Source organism: Microbacterium sp. M1A1_1b, from assembly GCF_053345565.1.
On sequence record NZ_JBKFAJ010000005.1, the window covers coordinates 90,018 to 106,158 of the forward strand.

Annotated in this window: 17 protein-coding genes; 6 read left to right on the plus strand and 11 right to left on the minus strand. The window is 71.3% G+C overall.

Features of this window, described 5'->3' with window-relative positions; all coding sequences use genetic code 11:
• The first annotated feature begins 22 nt into the window (after positions 1-22).
• The 3 genes from ACLBWP_RS12780 to ACLBWP_RS12790 are packed head-to-tail and all read left to right on the plus strand — an operon-like array spanning position 23 to position 3,021.
• The gene (locus tag ACLBWP_RS12780) at positions 23-1,339 is read left to right on the plus strand and encodes a magnesium transporter MgtE N-terminal domain-containing protein (protein ID WP_243561315.1); all 1,317 of its coding nucleotides are present in this window, start codon (positions 23-25) and stop codon (positions 1,337-1,339) included.
• Positions 1,323-1,865, plus strand: a complete 543-nt coding sequence (locus tag ACLBWP_RS12785; RefSeq protein WP_447655450.1) for a DUF1003 domain-containing protein — start codon at positions 1,323-1,325, stop codon at positions 1,863-1,865. The genes ACLBWP_RS12780 and ACLBWP_RS12785 overlap by 17 nt, the downstream gene beginning before the upstream one ends.
• The gene (locus ACLBWP_RS12790; RefSeq protein ID WP_447655451.1) at positions 1,858-3,021 is read left to right on the plus strand and encodes an Mrp/NBP35 family ATP-binding protein; all 1,164 of its coding nucleotides are present in this window, start codon (positions 1,858-1,860) and stop codon (positions 3,019-3,021) included. Before ACLBWP_RS12785 ends, ACLBWP_RS12790 begins: the two co-directional genes overlap by 8 nt.
• A gap of 96 nt (positions 3,022-3,117) precedes the next feature.
• Here ACLBWP_RS12790 and ACLBWP_RS12795 read toward each other — a convergent pair whose 3' ends face one another.
• Entirely contained in the window at positions 3,118-3,489 is a 372-nt protein-coding gene (locus ACLBWP_RS12795; RefSeq protein WP_243561318.1) for a twin-arginine translocase TatA/TatE family subunit, read from the minus strand.
• A 60-nt stretch (positions 3,490-3,549) separates the two neighbouring features.
• Here ACLBWP_RS12795 and ACLBWP_RS12800 point away from each other — a divergent pair, with 60 nt between their 5' ends.
• Positions 3,550-4,182, plus strand: coding sequence for an O-methyltransferase (locus tag ACLBWP_RS12800; RefSeq protein WP_243561319.1), 633 nt, complete (start codon positions 3,550-3,552; stop codon positions 4,180-4,182).
• Positions 4,183-4,200: 18 nt separating this feature from the next.
• On the opposite strand, the gene ACLBWP_RS12805 is transcribed toward ACLBWP_RS12800, so the two are convergent.
• Positions 4,201-4,923 (minus strand): AAA family ATPase, encoded by a 723-nt coding sequence (locus ACLBWP_RS12805; RefSeq protein ID WP_447655452.1) that lies wholly within the window; start codon positions 4,921-4,923, stop codon positions 4,201-4,203.
• A 134-nt stretch (positions 4,924-5,057) separates the two neighbouring features.
• Positions 5,058-5,228, minus strand: a complete 171-nt coding sequence (locus ACLBWP_RS12810) for a DUF3117 domain-containing protein (protein WP_243561321.1) — start codon at positions 5,226-5,228, stop codon at positions 5,058-5,060.
• A 127-nt stretch (positions 5,229-5,355) separates the two neighbouring features.
• Between ACLBWP_RS12810 and ACLBWP_RS12815 the strand changes: the two genes are divergently transcribed.
• Positions 5,356-6,534 carry an AI-2E family transporter gene (locus ACLBWP_RS12815; protein WP_447655453.1) on the plus strand — a complete coding sequence of 393 codons (1,179 nt, stop codon included), beginning with the start codon at positions 5,356-5,358 and terminating at the stop codon, positions 6,532-6,534.
• Here ACLBWP_RS12815 and ACLBWP_RS12820 read toward each other — a convergent pair.
• Both ACLBWP_RS12820 and dapE read right to left on the minus strand, forming a co-directional pair.
• A complete protein-coding gene (locus ACLBWP_RS12820; protein WP_447655454.1) occupies positions 6,513-7,763 on the minus strand; it encodes a hypothetical protein in 1,251 nt (416 codons plus the stop codon). The two genes, ACLBWP_RS12815 and ACLBWP_RS12820, sit on opposite strands and share 22 nt — an antisense overlap.
• Positions 7,748-8,830, minus strand: a complete 1,083-nt coding sequence (gene dapE, locus ACLBWP_RS12825; protein ID WP_447655455.1) for a succinyl-diaminopimelate desuccinylase — start codon at positions 8,828-8,830, stop codon at positions 7,748-7,750. The genes ACLBWP_RS12820 and dapE overlap by 16 nt, the downstream gene beginning before the upstream one ends.
• 120 nt (positions 8,831-8,950) lie before the next feature.
• On the opposite strand from dapE, the gene dapD reads away from it, so the two are divergent.
• Positions 8,951-9,919, plus strand: coding sequence for a 2,3,4,5-tetrahydropyridine-2,6-dicarboxylate N-succinyltransferase (gene dapD, locus ACLBWP_RS12830; RefSeq protein ID WP_447655456.1), 969 nt, complete (start codon positions 8,951-8,953; stop codon positions 9,917-9,919).
• A 149-nt stretch (positions 9,920-10,068) separates the two neighbouring features.
• On the opposite strand, the gene ACLBWP_RS12835 is transcribed toward dapD, so the two are convergent.
• From ACLBWP_RS12835 to ACLBWP_RS12860, 6 genes are all read right to left on the minus strand, one after another.
• Positions 10,069-11,367: a citrate synthase gene (locus tag ACLBWP_RS12835; RefSeq protein ID WP_243561448.1), complete on the minus strand. Its 1,299-nt coding sequence runs from the start codon at positions 11,365-11,367 to the stop codon at positions 10,069-10,071.
• A gap of 158 nt (positions 11,368-11,525) precedes the next feature.
• On the minus strand, positions 11,526-12,644 hold the full coding sequence (gene dapC, locus ACLBWP_RS12840) for a succinyldiaminopimelate transaminase (RefSeq protein WP_447655457.1): 1,119 nt from the start codon (positions 12,642-12,644) through the stop codon (positions 11,526-11,528).
• Between the two features lie 13 nt (positions 12,645-12,657).
• Positions 12,658-12,975 carry a ferredoxin gene (fdxA, locus tag ACLBWP_RS12845; RefSeq protein ID WP_243561327.1) on the minus strand — a complete coding sequence of 106 codons (318 nt, stop codon included), beginning with the start codon at positions 12,973-12,975 and terminating at the stop codon, positions 12,658-12,660.
• Between the two features lie 37 nt (positions 12,976-13,012).
• Positions 13,013-14,257, minus strand: a complete 1,245-nt coding sequence (locus ACLBWP_RS12850; protein ID WP_447655458.1) for a PIG-L family deacetylase — start codon at positions 14,255-14,257, stop codon at positions 13,013-13,015.
• A gap of 19 nt (positions 14,258-14,276) precedes the next feature.
• On the minus strand, positions 14,277-14,822 hold the full coding sequence (locus ACLBWP_RS12855) for a hypothetical protein (RefSeq protein ID WP_243561329.1): 546 nt from the start codon (positions 14,820-14,822) through the stop codon (positions 14,277-14,279).
• A 115-nt stretch (positions 14,823-14,937) separates the two neighbouring features.
• Positions 14,938-16,128 (minus strand): amidohydrolase, encoded by a 1,191-nt coding sequence (locus tag ACLBWP_RS12860; protein WP_447655459.1) that lies wholly within the window; start codon positions 16,126-16,128, stop codon positions 14,938-14,940.
• Between the last annotated feature and the right edge of the window lie 13 nt (positions 16,129-16,141).

Sequence of the window (16,141 nt, forward strand, 5' to 3'; positions counted from 1 at the left end):
GGTGACCGGCTACGCTGACACCGTGAGCGCCTCGAAGGTCTTCGTCGCCCGCCTGGCCGGGTGCTCCGTCTTCGACCCCGCGGGCGATCGTGTCGGCCGGGTCCGGGACGTCCTGGTCGTCTACCGGCGGGCTGATCCCCCGCACGTCGTGGGGTTGATCGTCGAGGTCCCCGGCAAGCGGCGCATCTTCGTCAGCATCGGCCGGATCACCTCGATCGGTGCAGGTCAGGTCATCACGACCGGTCTGGTCAACATGCGACGCTTCGAACAGCGTGGCGGCGAGGTCCGGGTGATCGCGGAGATGCTCGGACGCAAGGTCCTCATCACGCGGGAGCGCATCCGGGCGACGATCGAGGACATCGCGATCGAGGACCGCGGCCAGGGCGACTGGGAGGTCGCGCAGCTGTTCCTCCGCAAGCCCAAGACGACGCCGTCGCCGTTCGGCAAGGGCCCGACGACGTTCGCCACGTGGAACGAGGTGACCGAGGACGAGCTCCCCGGTGAGTCGCAGTCCGCCGAGCACGTCATCGCCGCGTACTCCGACCTGGTGGCCGCCGACCTGGCGTCGACGCTGCTCGACCTGCCCGTGGAACGCCGTCTCGAGGTCGCCGAAGAGCTGCCCGACGACCGACTGGCCGACGTGCTCGAGGAGATGCCCGACACCGAGCGGGTCGAGATCCTGTCCTCGCTCGAAGACGCCCGCGCGGCCGACGTGCTCGACCAGATGCAGCCCGACGACGCCGCCGACCTGCTGGCCGAGCTCTCCGACGAGCGCAGCGAGGCACTGCTGCAGCTCATGGAGCCGGAAGAGGCGCAGGACGTCCGGATGCTGCTGGAGTACGAGCCCGACACCGCCGGTGGCCTCATGACCACCGAGCCGGTGATCGTCTCGGCCGACGCCACGGTGGCCGAGGGCCTCGCCCTGATCCGTCGGCACGAGCTCGCCCCGGCCCTCGGCGCGAGCGTGTGCGTCACGCTGCCCCCGTACGAGCCGCCGACCGGCCGGTTCCTCGGGCTCGTGCACTTCCAGCGCATGCTCCGCTACCCGCCGAACGAACGCCTGGGCACGCTCATCGACCAGCAGACCGAACCGGTCCGGGTCGACGCCAGTGCTGCCGAGGTCACGCGGGTGATGGCGACGTACAACCTGGTGTCCGTCCCCGTGGTCGACGACGCCCACCGACTGGTCGGGGTGGTGACGATCGACGACGTGCTCGACCACGTCCTGCCCGACGACTGGCGAAGTCGCGGGGACGACGACGCAGCACGACCCCGCACCCGCGCTCGCAGGACCCCCGTGACGACGGGAAGGAGGCCCACCCGTGGCACGAACGGATGAGAACACCCGACTCGACTCGCCCAAGGGCATGCGGACGAGCGTCCTGCCGACGCGCCGGCGCAAGGGCAGCGGCGACGCCTTCGGTCGGGCCACCGAAGGAATTGCACGCGCGATGGGAACGCCCTGGTTCCTGATCGGCCTGACGCTCTTCTGTGCGGTCTGGATGGGGTGGAACACGCTGCTGCCCAAGGCGGTGCAGTTCGACTCCGCGGCGATCGGCTTCACCGCCCTGACCCTCGTGCTGTCGCTGCAGGCCTCGTACGCGGCACCGCTGATCCTGCTCGCGCAGAACCGGCAGGACGACCGCGACCGGGTGCAGTTCGAACAGGACCGCCAGCGTGCCGAGCGCAACCTGGCCGACACCGAGTACCTGGCGCGCGAGGTCGTGGCGCTGCGCCTGGCGATGCGCGACATGGCATCGAAGGACTTCATCCGCGCCGAACTCCGCTCGCTGCTCGAGGAACTCGACCGCCGCGACGCGATCGACGACGGGGAGCCGAAGCGTCGAGCGGACGTCCGTGGCTGACGCCGCCCCCGGGCCGGACGCCGAACAGCTCGGTGCGGCCGTCCTCGCTGCGCTCGACCGCGTCATCGACCCGGAGATCCGCCGGCCCGTCACCGAGCTCGACATGATCCGCGGCGTGGACGTGACCGGAGGCGCGGTCCGCGTCGACCTGCAGCTCACGATCGTCGGGTGTCCGGCTGCCGACACGATCGAACGCGACGTGCGGGCCGCCGCCGGATCGGTGGCCGGGGTCACGGACGTCGACGTCGACGTGTCGGTGATGGACCCGTCGGTCCGCAAGGCGCTGACCGACCGCCTGCGTGCCGGGCGACCCCAGGGCGTGCAGTTCACCCCGGACTCGCTCACCCGGGTCATCGCGGTGACGAGCGGCAAGGGCGGCGTCGGCAAGTCGACCGTCACCGTGAACCTGGCCGTCGCCATGGCGCAGAAGGGCCTGCGGGTCGGGATCGTCGACGTCGACGTGCACGGCTTCAGTGTCCCCGGGCTGATGGGCCTGACCGACGAGCACGGCGTCGCGCCCCGTCCCACCCGGGTCGACCAGATGATCCTGCCGCCCGTGGCGCACGACGTGAAGGTCGTGTCGATCGGCATGTTCGTCGACGACGTCTCGACCGCCGTGTCCTGGCGCGGGCCGATGCTGCACCGCACCGTGAACCAGTTCCTGTCCGACGTGTGGTTCGGCGACCTCGACGTGCTGCTGCTCGACATGCCGCCGGGCACCGGAGACGTGGCGATCTCGGTCGGGCAGCTGCTCCCCCACGCCGAGGTCCTGGTCGTCACCACACCCCAGGCAGCGGCGGCCGACGTGGCCGAACGCAGCGGCATCGTCGCGCGGCAGACCGGCCAGCGGGTCATCGGCGTCGTCGAGACGATGTCCGGGCTCGTGCAGCCCGACGGCTCCGTGCTGCACCTGTTCGGCGAGGGCGGTGGCGACGAGACCGCCCGGCGCCTGTCGCGCGGCCAGGACACGCCCGTCCCGGTGCTCGGCACGGTGCCGCTGTCCGTGCCGCTCCGGCAGGGCGGCGACGCCGGCGTGCCGATCGTGGTCGGCGACCCCACCGATCCCGCGGCACGGGCGCTGGTCGCGATCGCCGACCGGATCGCCACCATGGGGCGCGGGCTGGCGGGACGCAAGCTCGGACTCTCGCTCACCTGAGCGACGACGGACAGGAGGCCCGGTGCCAGCTGGCACCGGGCCTCCTGTCAGTCAGGTGGTCACGCGACGGACGTCAACCCGTCACGCAGTCGGGAGTCAGGTGGACTCGCCGTCGAAGGGCGCGGCTTCGCCCGCGGCCAGCGGCACGATCGGTGCCGGAGCCCGGACCTTGGTCGCCGACACCTGCGGCGTCGCCTCGGCCGCGCCGGCCCCGGTCGCCGAGTCGATGAGCGCATCGCGGATGATGCGCCTTGGGTCGTACTGCCGAGGGTCGAGCTTCTGCCAGTCGACCTCGTCGAAGTCGGGACCCATCTCGTCGCGCATGCGGTCCTTGGCGGTGTCCGCGAACCGGCGGACCGCCTTGACGAACTCCGCCAGCTTCTGTGCGTACATCGGCAGGCGCTGCGGTCCGAGCAGCAGCACCGCGATGATCCCGATGATCAGGATCTTGTTGAAGTCGATGGACACGCACCGAGCGTAACGCCTCAGGCCGCGCGCTCACCTAGAGTTGTCGACCGAGGAGTGTGCGTGTCAGAGAAAGAGTCGAACTGGAAGTTCGCGGAGGACATCGTCTCCGAGTCCGAGGTGATCTCCCGAGCGCGCGAGCACTCGCTGGAGCTCGGCGTCGAAGCCATCTCCCCGGCGATCGGTGCGCAGATCGGTGTCATCGCTGCCGCGTCGCGCGCCACCGCCGTCATCGAGATCGGTACCGGCCTGGGGGTCTCCGGGCTGTACCTGCTCGGCGGTGCCCCGAACGCCACGCTCACCACGATCGACGTCGAGGTGGACCACCAGCAGTACGCCCGTGACGCCTTCATCGCCGCCGGCACCGCTCCGGCCCGCGTGCGGCTGATCCCCGGCCGGGCGAACCAGGTGCTCCCCCGCATGAACGAGGCCTCGTACGACGTCGTGCTCGTCGACGCCGACCCCGAACACGTCATCGAGTACGTCGAGCACGGACTGCGCCTGGCGCGGCTGGGCGGGACCGTCCTGGTGCCGCACGCGCTGTGGCGTGGGCGGGTCGCCGATCCGGTCAAGCGCGACCGGGCGACCACCGACTTCCGGCTGCTGCTGACCGAGGTGTCCACGTCGGGCGCCGTCATCAGCGCCCTGTCCCCCGCTGGTGACGGGCTGCTGCAGATGACGAAGGTCACCGCGTAGGACGCTGGGCCGGCTCGGTCACCCGAGGTGCCGCAGGTACTGTCCGGGGGCCGTCAGGAACGCCCGCTGGTGCCGCACCAGGTCGAGGTCGGCCCAGGTGCTCCGGCGCAGCCCCCACTCGCCGACCTCGTGGATGGTCGCCCCCGGGAACGCCGCCAGCACGGGCGAGTGGGTCGACAGCAGCACCTGCCCCAGGCCGTCGTCGACGATGGCCTGCAGCAGGCCGATCAACGTCAGACAGCCCTGGAACGACAGCGCCGACTCGGGCTCGTCCAGCACCCACAGTCCCGGCCACTCCGAACGGTCGATCACGAAGTCCAGGAAGGACTCCCCGTGGCTGCGCTCGTGGAAGACGGGCTCGGGACGCCTGCCGGGGTGCTGCTCGAGGAACGTGAAGAAGCCGTGCATGGTCTCGGCGCGCAGGAAGAAGCCGGTCTTGGGTGCGCCCGGCTCGCGGTGCAGCGCGAGGTGCTCCCACAGCCCGGACTCGCTCGGTCGCGTGCTGTGCCCGGAGCCCGTCGACCCACCCTCGGGACCCATGCCGAACGCCAAGGCGATCGCCTCGACCAGGGTCGACTTGCCGGCGCCGTTCTCCCCGACCAGCACGGTCACCGTGTCCAGGTCGAGACCCTGCTCGAGCAGCTGCCGCACCGGCGCGAGCGTCGCCGGCCAGGTGTCGCGCGGCATCGGGTCGGCGGCGTACTCCTCGACACGGCGGACGGGGCGGCGGGAGCGGGGCACGGTCCCATCCTGCCGACGACGGACGACAGCGCGCCGCACGCCAGCGCGCACAGACGACGGCACGAACGACACAGGGCCCGGGACGTGGTGTCCCGGGCCCTGCTCGTGGTGCGTGTTGGTGGTGCTTCGACGTACTAAGCCGAGACGACCTCGGCAAGTGCGTCGTGGAGTTCCCTGGCCTCGGCGTCGTTGACCGAGACCACCAGGCGGCCTCCACCTTCGAGCGGAACCCGCACGACGATGAGTCGACCCTCCTTGACAGCCTCCATCGGCCCGTCACCGGTCCTCGGCTTCATTGCTGCCATCAGATGTCCCCTTTCGCGCAGTACATGCATCGCCATTATCCCGTACGGAGGGGGCAACTGCGAAACCGCCCAGGTTGCGGGGCCCTGATCAGGACGTTCTCGCGGCTCGGATTCCTACGCTGTGTGCGTGCCGATCATTCCCTCCAAGCGCCGTCCGAGCCCGCAGGACTCCGCCGTCGACGCCGTCCCCGTCGGTCTGCGCATCGGCGCGGCCTTCTCGTGGCGCATCCTGATCGTCGTCGCCGCGCTGGCCGTCGTCGTCGCCCTGGTCGTGCTGCTGCAGGACATCGTCGTGCCGTTCCTCATCGCACTGCTGCTCTGTGCGCTGCTCGCCCCGATGTCCGCGTTCCTGCAGCGGCACCGGTGGCCGAAGTGGCTCGCGGTGCTGTCGAGTTTGGTCGTCGTCGTGCTCGTGATCGGCACGCTGGCCCTCGTCGTCACCGCGCAGATCCGGTACGAGCTGCCGTCGCTGGAGCACCGGCTGCACAAGACCGTGCTGTCGCTGCAGGCGCTGCTGGACAGCGAACCGTTCGGCATCACCGTCAAGGACGTCAACCACTGGGTGTCGACGGGCTCGTCCTACCTGCAGTCCCACGCGTCGTCCATCGCGTCCGGGTTCCAAGAGGCCGGCAGCGGCGCAGTGCACGTGCTCGAGGGCCTGTTCATCGTGGTCTTCACCACCATCTTCGTGCTGATCGACGGCCGGCGGATCTGGGAGTGGGTCGTCCGGATCTTCCCGCGCCGGGCACGACCCCGCCTGCACGCCGCGGGCGACGCCGGGTGGCACACCCTGACCAGCTTCATCCGCGTGCAGCTCGTCGTCGCCGTCACGGACGCCCTGGGGGTCGTGATCGGTGCCCTCGTCCTGCAGGTCCCCCTGGCGATCCCGATCGGCGTCATCGTCTTCCTCGGCGCGTTCGTCCCCGTCGTCGGCGCGATCGTCGCCGGTTCGGTCGCCGTGATCATCGCCCTGGTGTTCAACGGCTGGGTCGCGGCGCTGTTCATGCTCGGCGTCGTCGTGGTCGTGCAGCAGCTCGAGAGCCACGTCCTGCACCCGTTCCTGACCGGCAGCGCGGTGAAGGTCCACCCGCTCGGCGTCGTGCTCGGCGTCACCGCGGGCACCACGATCGCGGGTGTCGTCGGCGCGTTCTTCGCCGTGCCGTTCATCGCCACCGTGAACGCGATGGTCACCGCGGCGGCAGCGTGGCGGCCGGACGGCGAGCAGACGGTCACCGACGCAAGCGCAACCGAGCCATCCGACGGGTCAGCGCCGGACGGCGCCGATCACGGTGGGGTCCAGTCGTAGCCGTCGATGTACCAGCAGTAGTACAGCCAGGTCCACTGCAGGACGACGCACAGCACCACGACGACCACGCGGTACAGGCGTGACCGCGGCAGCGCGACGATCCCGAGCAGCGGGGCGATCGGCAGCAGGATCCGCCACGTGCTCGACTGCGGGAAGAACACCGCCAGCAGGTAGACCAGGTACGCGACCGACCACAGCCGCAGCTCGAGGCCCAGGCGTCGGGCTGCGGGCATCGCCACGAAGGCCGCGAACCCGACCAGCACGACGACGAGCAGCACGGAGCCCGCTGGCTGTCGGAACCACCACCCGAACCCCTGCACCCACGGTGCGAACGGCACCAGGTCCTTCCACCCGATGTACGACGACCGCCACGCCAGCTCGGTGTCGGTGTACGCCCGCGGGACCCCGGTGACGGCCCACGCGACGGCGGGCCACGCCAGGCCGACCAGCCCCGACACGACGGCGACCACGGCCGGCGGGACGATCTGACGGAGCGTCGGAGCCGAGGCCTCGCGCAACCATGCCGGGCGCAGCACCCAGACCCCGATGAACAGCAGCATGAGCAGCGCGAAGGCCAGACCGGTCGGCCGGGTCATCCCGAGCAGCAGCACGACGGGCAGCATCGTCCAGAACCGGCGCTCGACCAGCAGCAGCAGCGCGACGAGCAGCAGGAAGAGCCCCATCGCCTCGGCGTAGGCGACCTGGAACATCGCGGACACCGGGGCGACGCAGAACAGCACCGTGGCGAAGGTCGCGCGTGCCGGGTCCAGGAACCGCCCCATCAGCCGACGGAACACCAGGGCCGCGCCCCAGCCCGTCAGCAGCGAGACGCCGACCGCGACGAACTCGAACGACCCACCGGTGACGAGCATCAGTCCGCGCACCAGGAACGGGTACGCGGGCATGAACGCCCACGCGTTCTCGGTCACGTGCCCGGCGGCGTCGATCGGCAGCGTCGAGGGGTACCCGCTCGACGCGATCACCCGGTACCAGGCGCCGTCCCAGATCGAGGCGTACGTCAGGTACCTCGGGTGCTGCAGCGTGAACGAGTTCGCAGCCTGGATGCCGGCGAAGCCCATCATCAGCGCACCGGTCACCAGCCGGGCGAGCACGTACACGACGGTGATGCGGACCCACCACGGCACGACCCGGTACCGCGCACGCCACCACACCGCCCGCGGCTGCGGACGGTGGGTCGGGACCGCGCCGGTGGTCAGGCCGTCAGCCACCGACGCAGACCGTCCTCGACCGCCGTGATCTGCGCCACGGGGACCTGCTCGTCGTCGTGGTGCGCGTAGACCGGCTCACCGGGGCCGTAGTTCACGGCGGGGACGCCGAGTGCCGAGAACCGCGCGACGTCGGTCCAGCCGTACTTCGGTCGGGGCTCCGGGCCGCCGACGGCGGCGACGAAGTCCTGCGCCAGCGGGGCGTCGAGCCCGGGGCGGGCGCCGGCAGCCAGGTCGACGATGTCCACCTGGTACCCGTCGAAGAGCTCGCGGATGTGGGCAACGGCTTCGTCGGCCGAGCGCGACGGCGCGAACCGGTAGTTCACGTGCACCATGACCTCGTCCGGGATGATGTTGCCCGCGATGCCGCCCGTGATGCCGACGGCGTTCAGCCCCTCGCGGTACTCCAGCCCGTCGACCTCGACCGTGCGGGGCTCGTAGGCGGCCAGGGTGGCCAGGATCGGCGCCGCCTTGTGGATCGCGTTGTCGCCGATCCAGCTGCGGGCGCTGTGCGAGCGCTTGCCGTACGCGCGGATCTCGGCGCGCAGGTTGCCGTTGCAGCCGCCCTCGATCTGGGCGCCCGAGGGTTCGCCCAGGATCGCGAAGTCGCCGACGAGCAACTCGGGGCGGGTGCGTGCCAGACGGCCGAGGCCGTTCAGCGCGTCCGACACCTCTTCGTGGTCGTACCAGACCCAGGTCACGTCGACGCTCGGCGATGCCAGGTCGTACGCCAGCTTGAGCTGCACGGCGCAGCCCGCCTTCATGTCGACGGTGCCGCGGCCCCACAGGATCTCGGTGCCGTCCTCGGCGGTGCGGAACTCGGTCGGCAGGTTGTGGTTCAACGGCACGGTGTCGATGTGCCCGGCGATCACGACACGGCGGTCGCGGCCCAGGTCCGTCCGCGCGACGATCGCGTCGCCGTCGCGGATCACCTCGAGGTGCGGCAGCGGTGCCAGCGTCGCTTCGATGGCGTCGGCGAGCGCCTGCTCGTTGCCCGACACCGACTCGATGTCGCAGATGGCACGGGTGATGTCGATGGACGAGGCGGTGAGGTCGAGCTGCTCCGGCATGCCGTCACTGTATCGGCCGCCGCTGGCGACCGACTGCCCGGACGCCAGGCCCCGGTCGCGCCACCGGAACCCGTCCAGCGGGACGGGTGGTTGCCGCCACCCCCTCGGTACCCTGGTCGGGTGACCGACACGACCGCTGCCTCCACCCGCCCGACCTCCGCCTGGGGCCACGGCCTGGCGACCGTCGCCGCCGACGGCACCGAGCTCGACACCTGGTTCCCCGAGACCCACCTCGGTGCGCTGCCCGCCGACGCCGAGTTCCCGCTCGCGCTGCAGGAGCACATCGGCCCGGACGAGCGCCGGAACGTGCGCGTCGAGGCCGTGACCGTCGAGATCGACCTCGACGCGGCCCCCGCGAGCACCCCGGACGCCTACCTGCGTCTGCACCTGCTCAGCCACCTGCACGTGCAGCCGAACACCGTCAACCTGGACGGGGTGTTCGGGCACCTGCCGATCGTCGCGTGGACGAACGCCGGCCCGGTCCTGCCCGCCGACCTGCCCCGCCTGCGGCCGTCGCTGCAGCGCGCCGGGATCGCCGTGCACGCCATCGACAAGTTCCCGCGGCTGCTCGACTACGTGGTGCCGGACCGCGTCCGCATCGGCGACGCCAACCGGGTCCGGCTCGGGGCGCACCTGGCGCCCGGCACCACCGTCATGCACGAGGGCTTCGTCAACTTCAACGCGGGCACGCTCGGTGACGCGATGATCGAGGGCCGCGTCTCGCAGGGCGTGGTCGTCGGCGTCGGCACGGACGTCGGGGGCGGTGCGTCGATCATGGGCACGCTCTCCGGCGGGGGCACGCACCGGGTCTCGCTGGGCGAACGTGCGCTGCTCGGGGCGAACGCGGGCCTGGGCATCTCGCTCGGTGACGACTCGGTGATCGAGGCCGGGCTGTACGTGACCGCCGGCACCAAGGTCGTACTCGTCGGTGCGGCTCCGAACCCGGACGGCACCCCGAGGACCGTCAAGGCCGTCGAGCTGTCGGGCACCCCGAACGTGCTGTTCCGGCGCAACAGCCTGACCGGCGCGGTCGAGGCCCTGCAGCGCACCGGCGGCGGCATCCAGCTGAACACCGCCCTGCACGCGTAGCCGCCTGCCAGGAGGCCCGGTGCCGGTCCACGAGACCGGCACCGGGCCTCCTGTGCGTGCGTACACGGCCCTCCCACCGGATCGCACCCCAGGACGCACATCGCGCCCCGTGGGGACGGGGCGCGATGTGTGTGGTGGGGTGCGGTGTGTCAGCGCGCGGGGAGGTCCCGCTCCGGAGCCCCGACGTACAGCTGCTGCGGGCGACCGATCTTGTTGAGCGGGTCGTTGTTGAGCTCACGCCACTGCGCGATCCACCCCGGCAGCCGACCGATCGCGAACAGCACGGTGAACATGCGCGGCGGGAAGCCCATCGCCTTGTAGATGATGCCCGTGTAGAAGTCGACGTTCGGGTACAGCTTGCGGTCGATGAAGTACTGGTCGCTCAGCGCGATCTGCTCGAGTTCCTTCGCGATGTCGAGCAGGTCGTCCTGCACGCCGAGGGACTCGAGGACCTCGTCGGCGGATTCCTTGACGAGCTTGGCGCGCGGGTCGTAGTTCTTGTAGACGCGGTGCCCGAAGCCCATGAGCTTGACGCCGCGCTCCTTGTTCTTCACCCGCTCGACGAAGCGCTGCACGGGCTCGCCGGAGTCCTTGATCTGCTGGAGCATCTCGAGGACGGCTTCGTTCGCGCCGCCGTGCAGCGGGCCGTACAAGGCGTTGATGCCCGCGGAGATCGACGCGAACATGTTCGCCTTGGTCGAGCCGACCAGGCGCACCGTGGCGGTCGAGGCGTTCTGCTCGTGGTCCTCGTGCAGGATCAGCAGGCGCTCGAGCGCGCGGGACAGCACGGGGTTCGGCTGGTAGGTCTCGGCCATGGTGCCGAAGTTCAGCCGCAGGAAGTTGTCGACGAACGACAGCGAGTTGTCCGGGTACAGGAACGCCTGACCGATGGCCTTCTTGTGCGCGTAGGCGGCGATCACCGGCAGCTTGGCGAGCAGCCGCACGGTCTGCAGCTCGACCTTCTCGGGGTCGTCGACGTCCATGTCGTCCTCGTAGTACGTGGACAGGGCGCTGACGGCGCTGGACAGCACGGACATCGGGTGCGCCGAGTGGGGCAGCGCGTCGAACAGCCGGCGCAGGTCCTCGTGCAGCAGGGTGTGGCGGCGGATGCGGGCATCGAAGGACTCGAGCTCGGACGGGGTCGGCAGCTCGCCGTAGATCAGCAGCCACGCCACTTCGAGGAAGGTGCAGTTCGAGGCGATCTGGTCGATCGGGTACCCGCGGTAGCGCAGGATGCCCTGGTCGCCGTCGATGTAGGTGATGGCGCTCTTGGTGGACCCCGTGTTGACGAAGCCGTAGTCGAGGGTGTTCATCCCCGTCTGCTTCTTGAAGGTCGAGATGTCCACCGTCGACGCGCCGTCGACGCTCGGCAGGATCGGGAACTCCGCCTGGCCGCCCGGGAACGTCAGCGTCGCGGTCTCGGTCGCCTGTTCGGCGGCGGGACTCACGGGGACGGGCGTCGTTGGCGGTGTGGCCGTCTTCTGAGCGTCGTTGGCAGTGTCAGTCACGCCCACAGCCTAATCGTGCTGTCTGTCGATCGTGCACATCGGGAGCCTTGGAACGTGGTGGGACTCGTGACTGGCGGATGCACAGCCGGACCGGGTCCTCAGGCCGACGCCAGCCGCCGACCGCTCGTCAGTCGCTGTGCCGCGGCCGCGATCCGCTCGTCCGTGGCCGTGAGCGCGACCCGCACGTGCTGCCCGCCGGCCGCGCCGTAGAAGGTGCCGGGCGCCACGAGGATGCCCAGGTCGGCCAGCCAGGCGACGGTGTCGAGCGCGGGTTCGCCCCGGGTGGCCCAGAGGTACAGGCCGGCGTCGCTGTGGTCGATGCGGAAGCCGGCACCCTCGAGCGCCCGACGGAGCATGCCGCGACGGGCACGGTACTTCGCCTTCTGCTGCTGCACGTGGGCGGTGTCGGCCAGCGCGACGACCATCGCCTGCTGCACGGGGAGCGGCGGCATCATGCCGGTGTGCTTGCGGACGGCCAGGACCTCGGCGAGCACGGCGGCGTCGCCGGCAGCGAACGCGGCGCGGTAGCCGGCCAGGTTCGACTGCTTCGACAACGAGTACACGCTGAGCACCCCGTCGACGGAGTCCCCCACCACGCGCGGGTCGAGGATCGTGGGCGTGGGCCGGGTGTCGTACGGCGGCTCCCACCCGAGCTCGGCGTAGCACTCGTCGCCGACGATGACGGCACCGAGTTCGCGCGCACGGGTGACGGCGGCCCGGAGCTCGTCGATCGACAGCACGCGGCCGTCGGGGTTGCCCGGGGAGTTCAGCCACACGAGCTTCGTGCCGACCGGCCACGCGGCGGGGTCGTCCGACGCCAGGGCCGTGGCACCGACGAGCGCTGCCCCGAGTTCGTACGTGGGGTACGCCGCAGCCGGGAACACGACCGTGTCGCCGCGGCCGATGCCGAGCCAGAGCGCCAACCCCGCGATGAACTCCTTGGAGCCGATCGTGGGCAGGGTCTGCGCTTCGGTCAGGCTGACCCCGTGCCGGCGGCCGTACCAGTCGGCGATGGCCTGCCGCAGCGCGGGTGTTCCGGCGACCTGTGGGTAGGCGTGCGCGTCGGTGGCCTGGGCCAGCGCGGTGCGCACGAGTTCGGGCGTGGGGTCGACGGGCGAACCGACGCTCAGGTCGACGATGCCGCCCTCGTACGCCGCAGCGCGCTGCTTGAACGGGACGAGCTGGTCCCAGGGGAAGTCGGGGAGGTCGAGCGCCACGAGCAGGTCCGGCTCAGGCGCGCGGCGGCTCGGCCAGGACGACGGGGTGGTCCTTGTGGATGACGCCGACCTTGGCGGCACCGCCCGGGGACCCGACTTCCTCGAAGAACTCGACGTTGGCCTTGTAGTAGTCGGCCCACTGGTCCGGCAGGTCGTCCTCGTAGTAGATGGCCTCGACCGGGCAGACCGGTTCACAGGCGCCACAGTCGACGCACTCGTCCGGGTGGATGTACAGCGACCGGTCGCCTTCGTAGATGCAGTCGACGGGGCATTCGTCGATGCACGCACGGTCCTTGACGTCGACACAGGGCTGGGCGATCACGTAGGTCACGGTCGGGGTGCTCCCTTCGAACTGAGCGCTTGCAAGTCTACTCGTGCGGCGCCGCGGACCCTGACCGCGCGGCGACACCTGTCGCTGAGCCGTCCACCGAGCCGGGGGCACCGTCACGCGCCGACCGCAGTCCGGACAGGTCCGGCCAGGCCAGCGCCAGCATCGCGACCACGGCCGGTCCGAAGGTCCAGATGTACCCGGCGGCGTTCGCCAGGACGAGCGGCGAGCTCTGGCCGCCCACGGACACCAGCACCTGGGTCGCGACGATGACCCCGATCCCGATGGCGGCGACCATCGCGCGGGACCGGTAGAGCAGTCGCACGCCGACCGTCAGGCCGATGACGATGAGCGTCGTCAGCACGATGCCGATCGGGAACGCGCCGAGCGTCTGCTGGTGGGTGACCGTGCCCAGGCCACCGGCGAGCACCCCGAGCACCCCGGCGACGACGACCGAGGTCACCTTGCCCGCCGGCGTCATGTCGGCGAAGGTCTCCGGCGCGGGCGGCGCTGCGGGCGCGTCGTGGCGGAAGGCCTCGACCGCGGGCGCGTGCTGCCGGACGCCGTGCGGCATCACCCAGGACAGCGCGGTCGGGTCGGCGGGGTCGACCGGGTCGACGGTGACCTGCGAGCGGTACTGCTCGATCGCCGCACGGACCTTCGCCCGCACGGGCAGGACGTCGACGGTCAGGTCGACGTCGCCGCCCTCGGGGTCGACGATCATCGAGAACGGCACGTCCTCGGCACGGGCGGCGTAGCGCGCAGCGTGGTGCACCCGCACGTGGTCGGGGTGCCCGTACCCGCCGTCGTCGGCGTAGCTGATGACGGCGTCGGCCATGGTGGACCGGATCGCGGCCCGGACGTCGTCGACGACCTCGCCCATGTCGGCAGCCGTCAGCGAGTCGGCTGGTGCGTCGTCCGCGGCCACCGCACGACCGTCCGGGCCCCACTGCATGCCGGAGTCGGTGTAGCGCCGTTCGGGCAGGTCGGTCGGACGGGCGCCCGGTCCCCCGAGCCACAGGTGCTCGGGACCGCCGAGCGCCGCGAGCGCCGCGCGGATCTCGGTCTCGCGGTGCGCGGCCACGCGGGGGGCGTTGCCGGCCAGGGGCGCGAGCGACGCCGTGAGCATCTCACCACGCTCGCCGCGGGTGGCTGTCAGCACCGTGACGTGGGCGCCGAGCTCGAGCAGGGTCGCGATCGTCCCGCCGGACGACAGGGTCTCGTCGTCGGGGTGGGCGTGGACGAGGAGCACGCGCTCGGGGCGCGTCGCAGAGGCCTTGGACATCACGCCCAGGGTACTTCGCCTAGCGCGGGGTCACGATGTACGTCGCCGTGGCGCCGCCGTCGCCCTTCGAGAACGTCAGCACCACGCGGTGGTCGTCGCTCCGGAAGATCCCGAACGCGCTGGACGCGTCCGCGCGCTTGGCCGACTCGGTGAAACCGGCGTCGGTGAGCTGCTGCGCCGCCGTGGCGAAGTCGTCGACGGACGACGCCTGCACCTGCACGACCCACCCGGAGCCGTTCGGGCCGGTCCCGCCGCCCAGGACCGTGCCGTCCACCAGCGGGACCGCCGCGGTCGGGAACCCGTCCGGCACCTTGCCGTCGCTGGTCACGTCGGCGCCCTTGAGCGCGGTGTCGAGCGCACCGTCGATGCCGCCCGCGATGTTCGACATGCCCTGCTCGATGGCGCTGCCGTCGATGTTCTTGACGCCGTCGCTGACGCTCGACGCGACGGACGACCCGAGATCGGTGGCCTGCTTGACCGACTCACTGGAGCAACCGGTCAGGCCGGCCAGGGCGATGCCGGCAGCGACGGCGGCAACGAGCGGGGTGCGGAGGGAGGAACGCATGCGCCGACCGTAACCGACCAGCCGGGAGGCCCGGCCTGAGTTCCCTGGGAGTGTCACGTCACTGCCGGGGGCGACCAGGGCCTCCAGGCCGGTCCGGTGGTGCGCACCGCGCGCGTCAGCGCAGGTACGCGCCCACCGCCGCGACGAGCGCGTCGACGCCGACCGGGATCGCCGTGTCGGCCTGCGGCGCGTAGAACGGCGAGTGGTTGCTCGGGATGTCCGCACCGCGCCGGAACAACTCGGGGTCGGTGATGCCCGTGAACCAGTAGACGATGGGCGCGCCGGCCGCGGTGGCCAGCTGGCCGACGTCCTCGGATGCCATGGCGAGCCCGGACTCCATGTCGACGGCCTTCGCCACGACGGGACGGATCGCGTCGAGCACCTTCGACGCGTTCGCCGGGTCGTTGACCAGGACGTCCGCACCGGGTGCGCGCTCGATCGTCGGGGCGTCGAGACCACCGGCGGTGCTCTCGGCGTGCACGATGCGCTCGATCGAGGCGATGATCCGGTTGCGGGTGTCCTCGTTGCGGGCACGGGTCGAGATCTCGATGACGGCCTTGTCCGGGATGATGTTGGCCCGGGTGCCGGCGTGGAAGCTGCCCACGGTCACGACGCCCGCGTCGCTCGGAGCGACCTCGCGCGCGACGACGGTCTGCAGCCGCACGACGGCCGAGGCCGCGGTGACGACCGGGTCGAGCGAGGCCTGCGGCGCGGAACCGTGGGCGCCGCGACCGTTGAACGTGACGGTCAGGCGGTCGCTCGACGCCATCACGGGGCCCGACCCGACGGCGACCATGCCGACGGGGGCGGGCGCCGAGTGCTGCCCGAGGACGACGTCGGGCTTCGGGAAGCGGTCGACCAGCCCGTCCTCGATCATGGCGCGGGCGCCGGAGATGACCTCTTCGGCGGGCTGGAACACGGCGACGACCGTGCCGTGCCAGTCGGTCTTCGTTGCGACCAGGCGCTCGAGCGCGCCGAGCAGCCACGTCACGTGGATGTCGTGGCCGCAGGCGTGCATCGTCGGGACCTCGGCACCGGTGTCGTCGGTGCCGTGGTGCGTGCTGGCGTAGGACAGGCCCGTCTGTTCCTCGACCGGCAGGCCGTCCATGTCGGCGCGGAGCCACACGACCGGGCCGTCGCCGTTGGTCAGGACCCCGACCACGCCGGTGCCACCGATGCCGGTCGTGCTGTCGATCCCGAGCTCGGCGAGCCGGTCGGCGATGATCCCCGCCGTCCGGTGCTCCTGGAAGCCGAGCTCCGGGTGGGCGTGCAGGTCCTGGTACAGCGAGAGGAGGTCGAGGGTCACGGCATCCACCGTA

What these genes read in the sequence shown, in the direction of transcription:
- dapE (WP_447655455.1), bottom strand. Translation starts at nt 8,830, where the DNA reads ATGCCGGAGCAGCTCGACCTCACCGCCTCGTCCATCGACATCACCCGT.
- ACLBWP_RS12855 (WP_243561329.1), bottom strand. Translation starts at nt 14,822, where the DNA reads ATGCGTTCCTCCCTCCGCACCCCGCTCGTTGCCGCCGTCGCTGCCGGC.
- ACLBWP_RS12850 (WP_447655458.1), bottom strand. Translation starts at nt 14,257, where the DNA reads ATGTCCAAGGCCTCTGCGACGCGCCCCGAGCGCGTGCTCCTCGTCCAC.
- ACLBWP_RS12810 (WP_243561321.1), bottom strand. Translation starts at nt 5,228, where the DNA reads ATGGCAGCAATGAAGCCGAGGACCGGTGACGGGCCGATGGAGGCTGTC.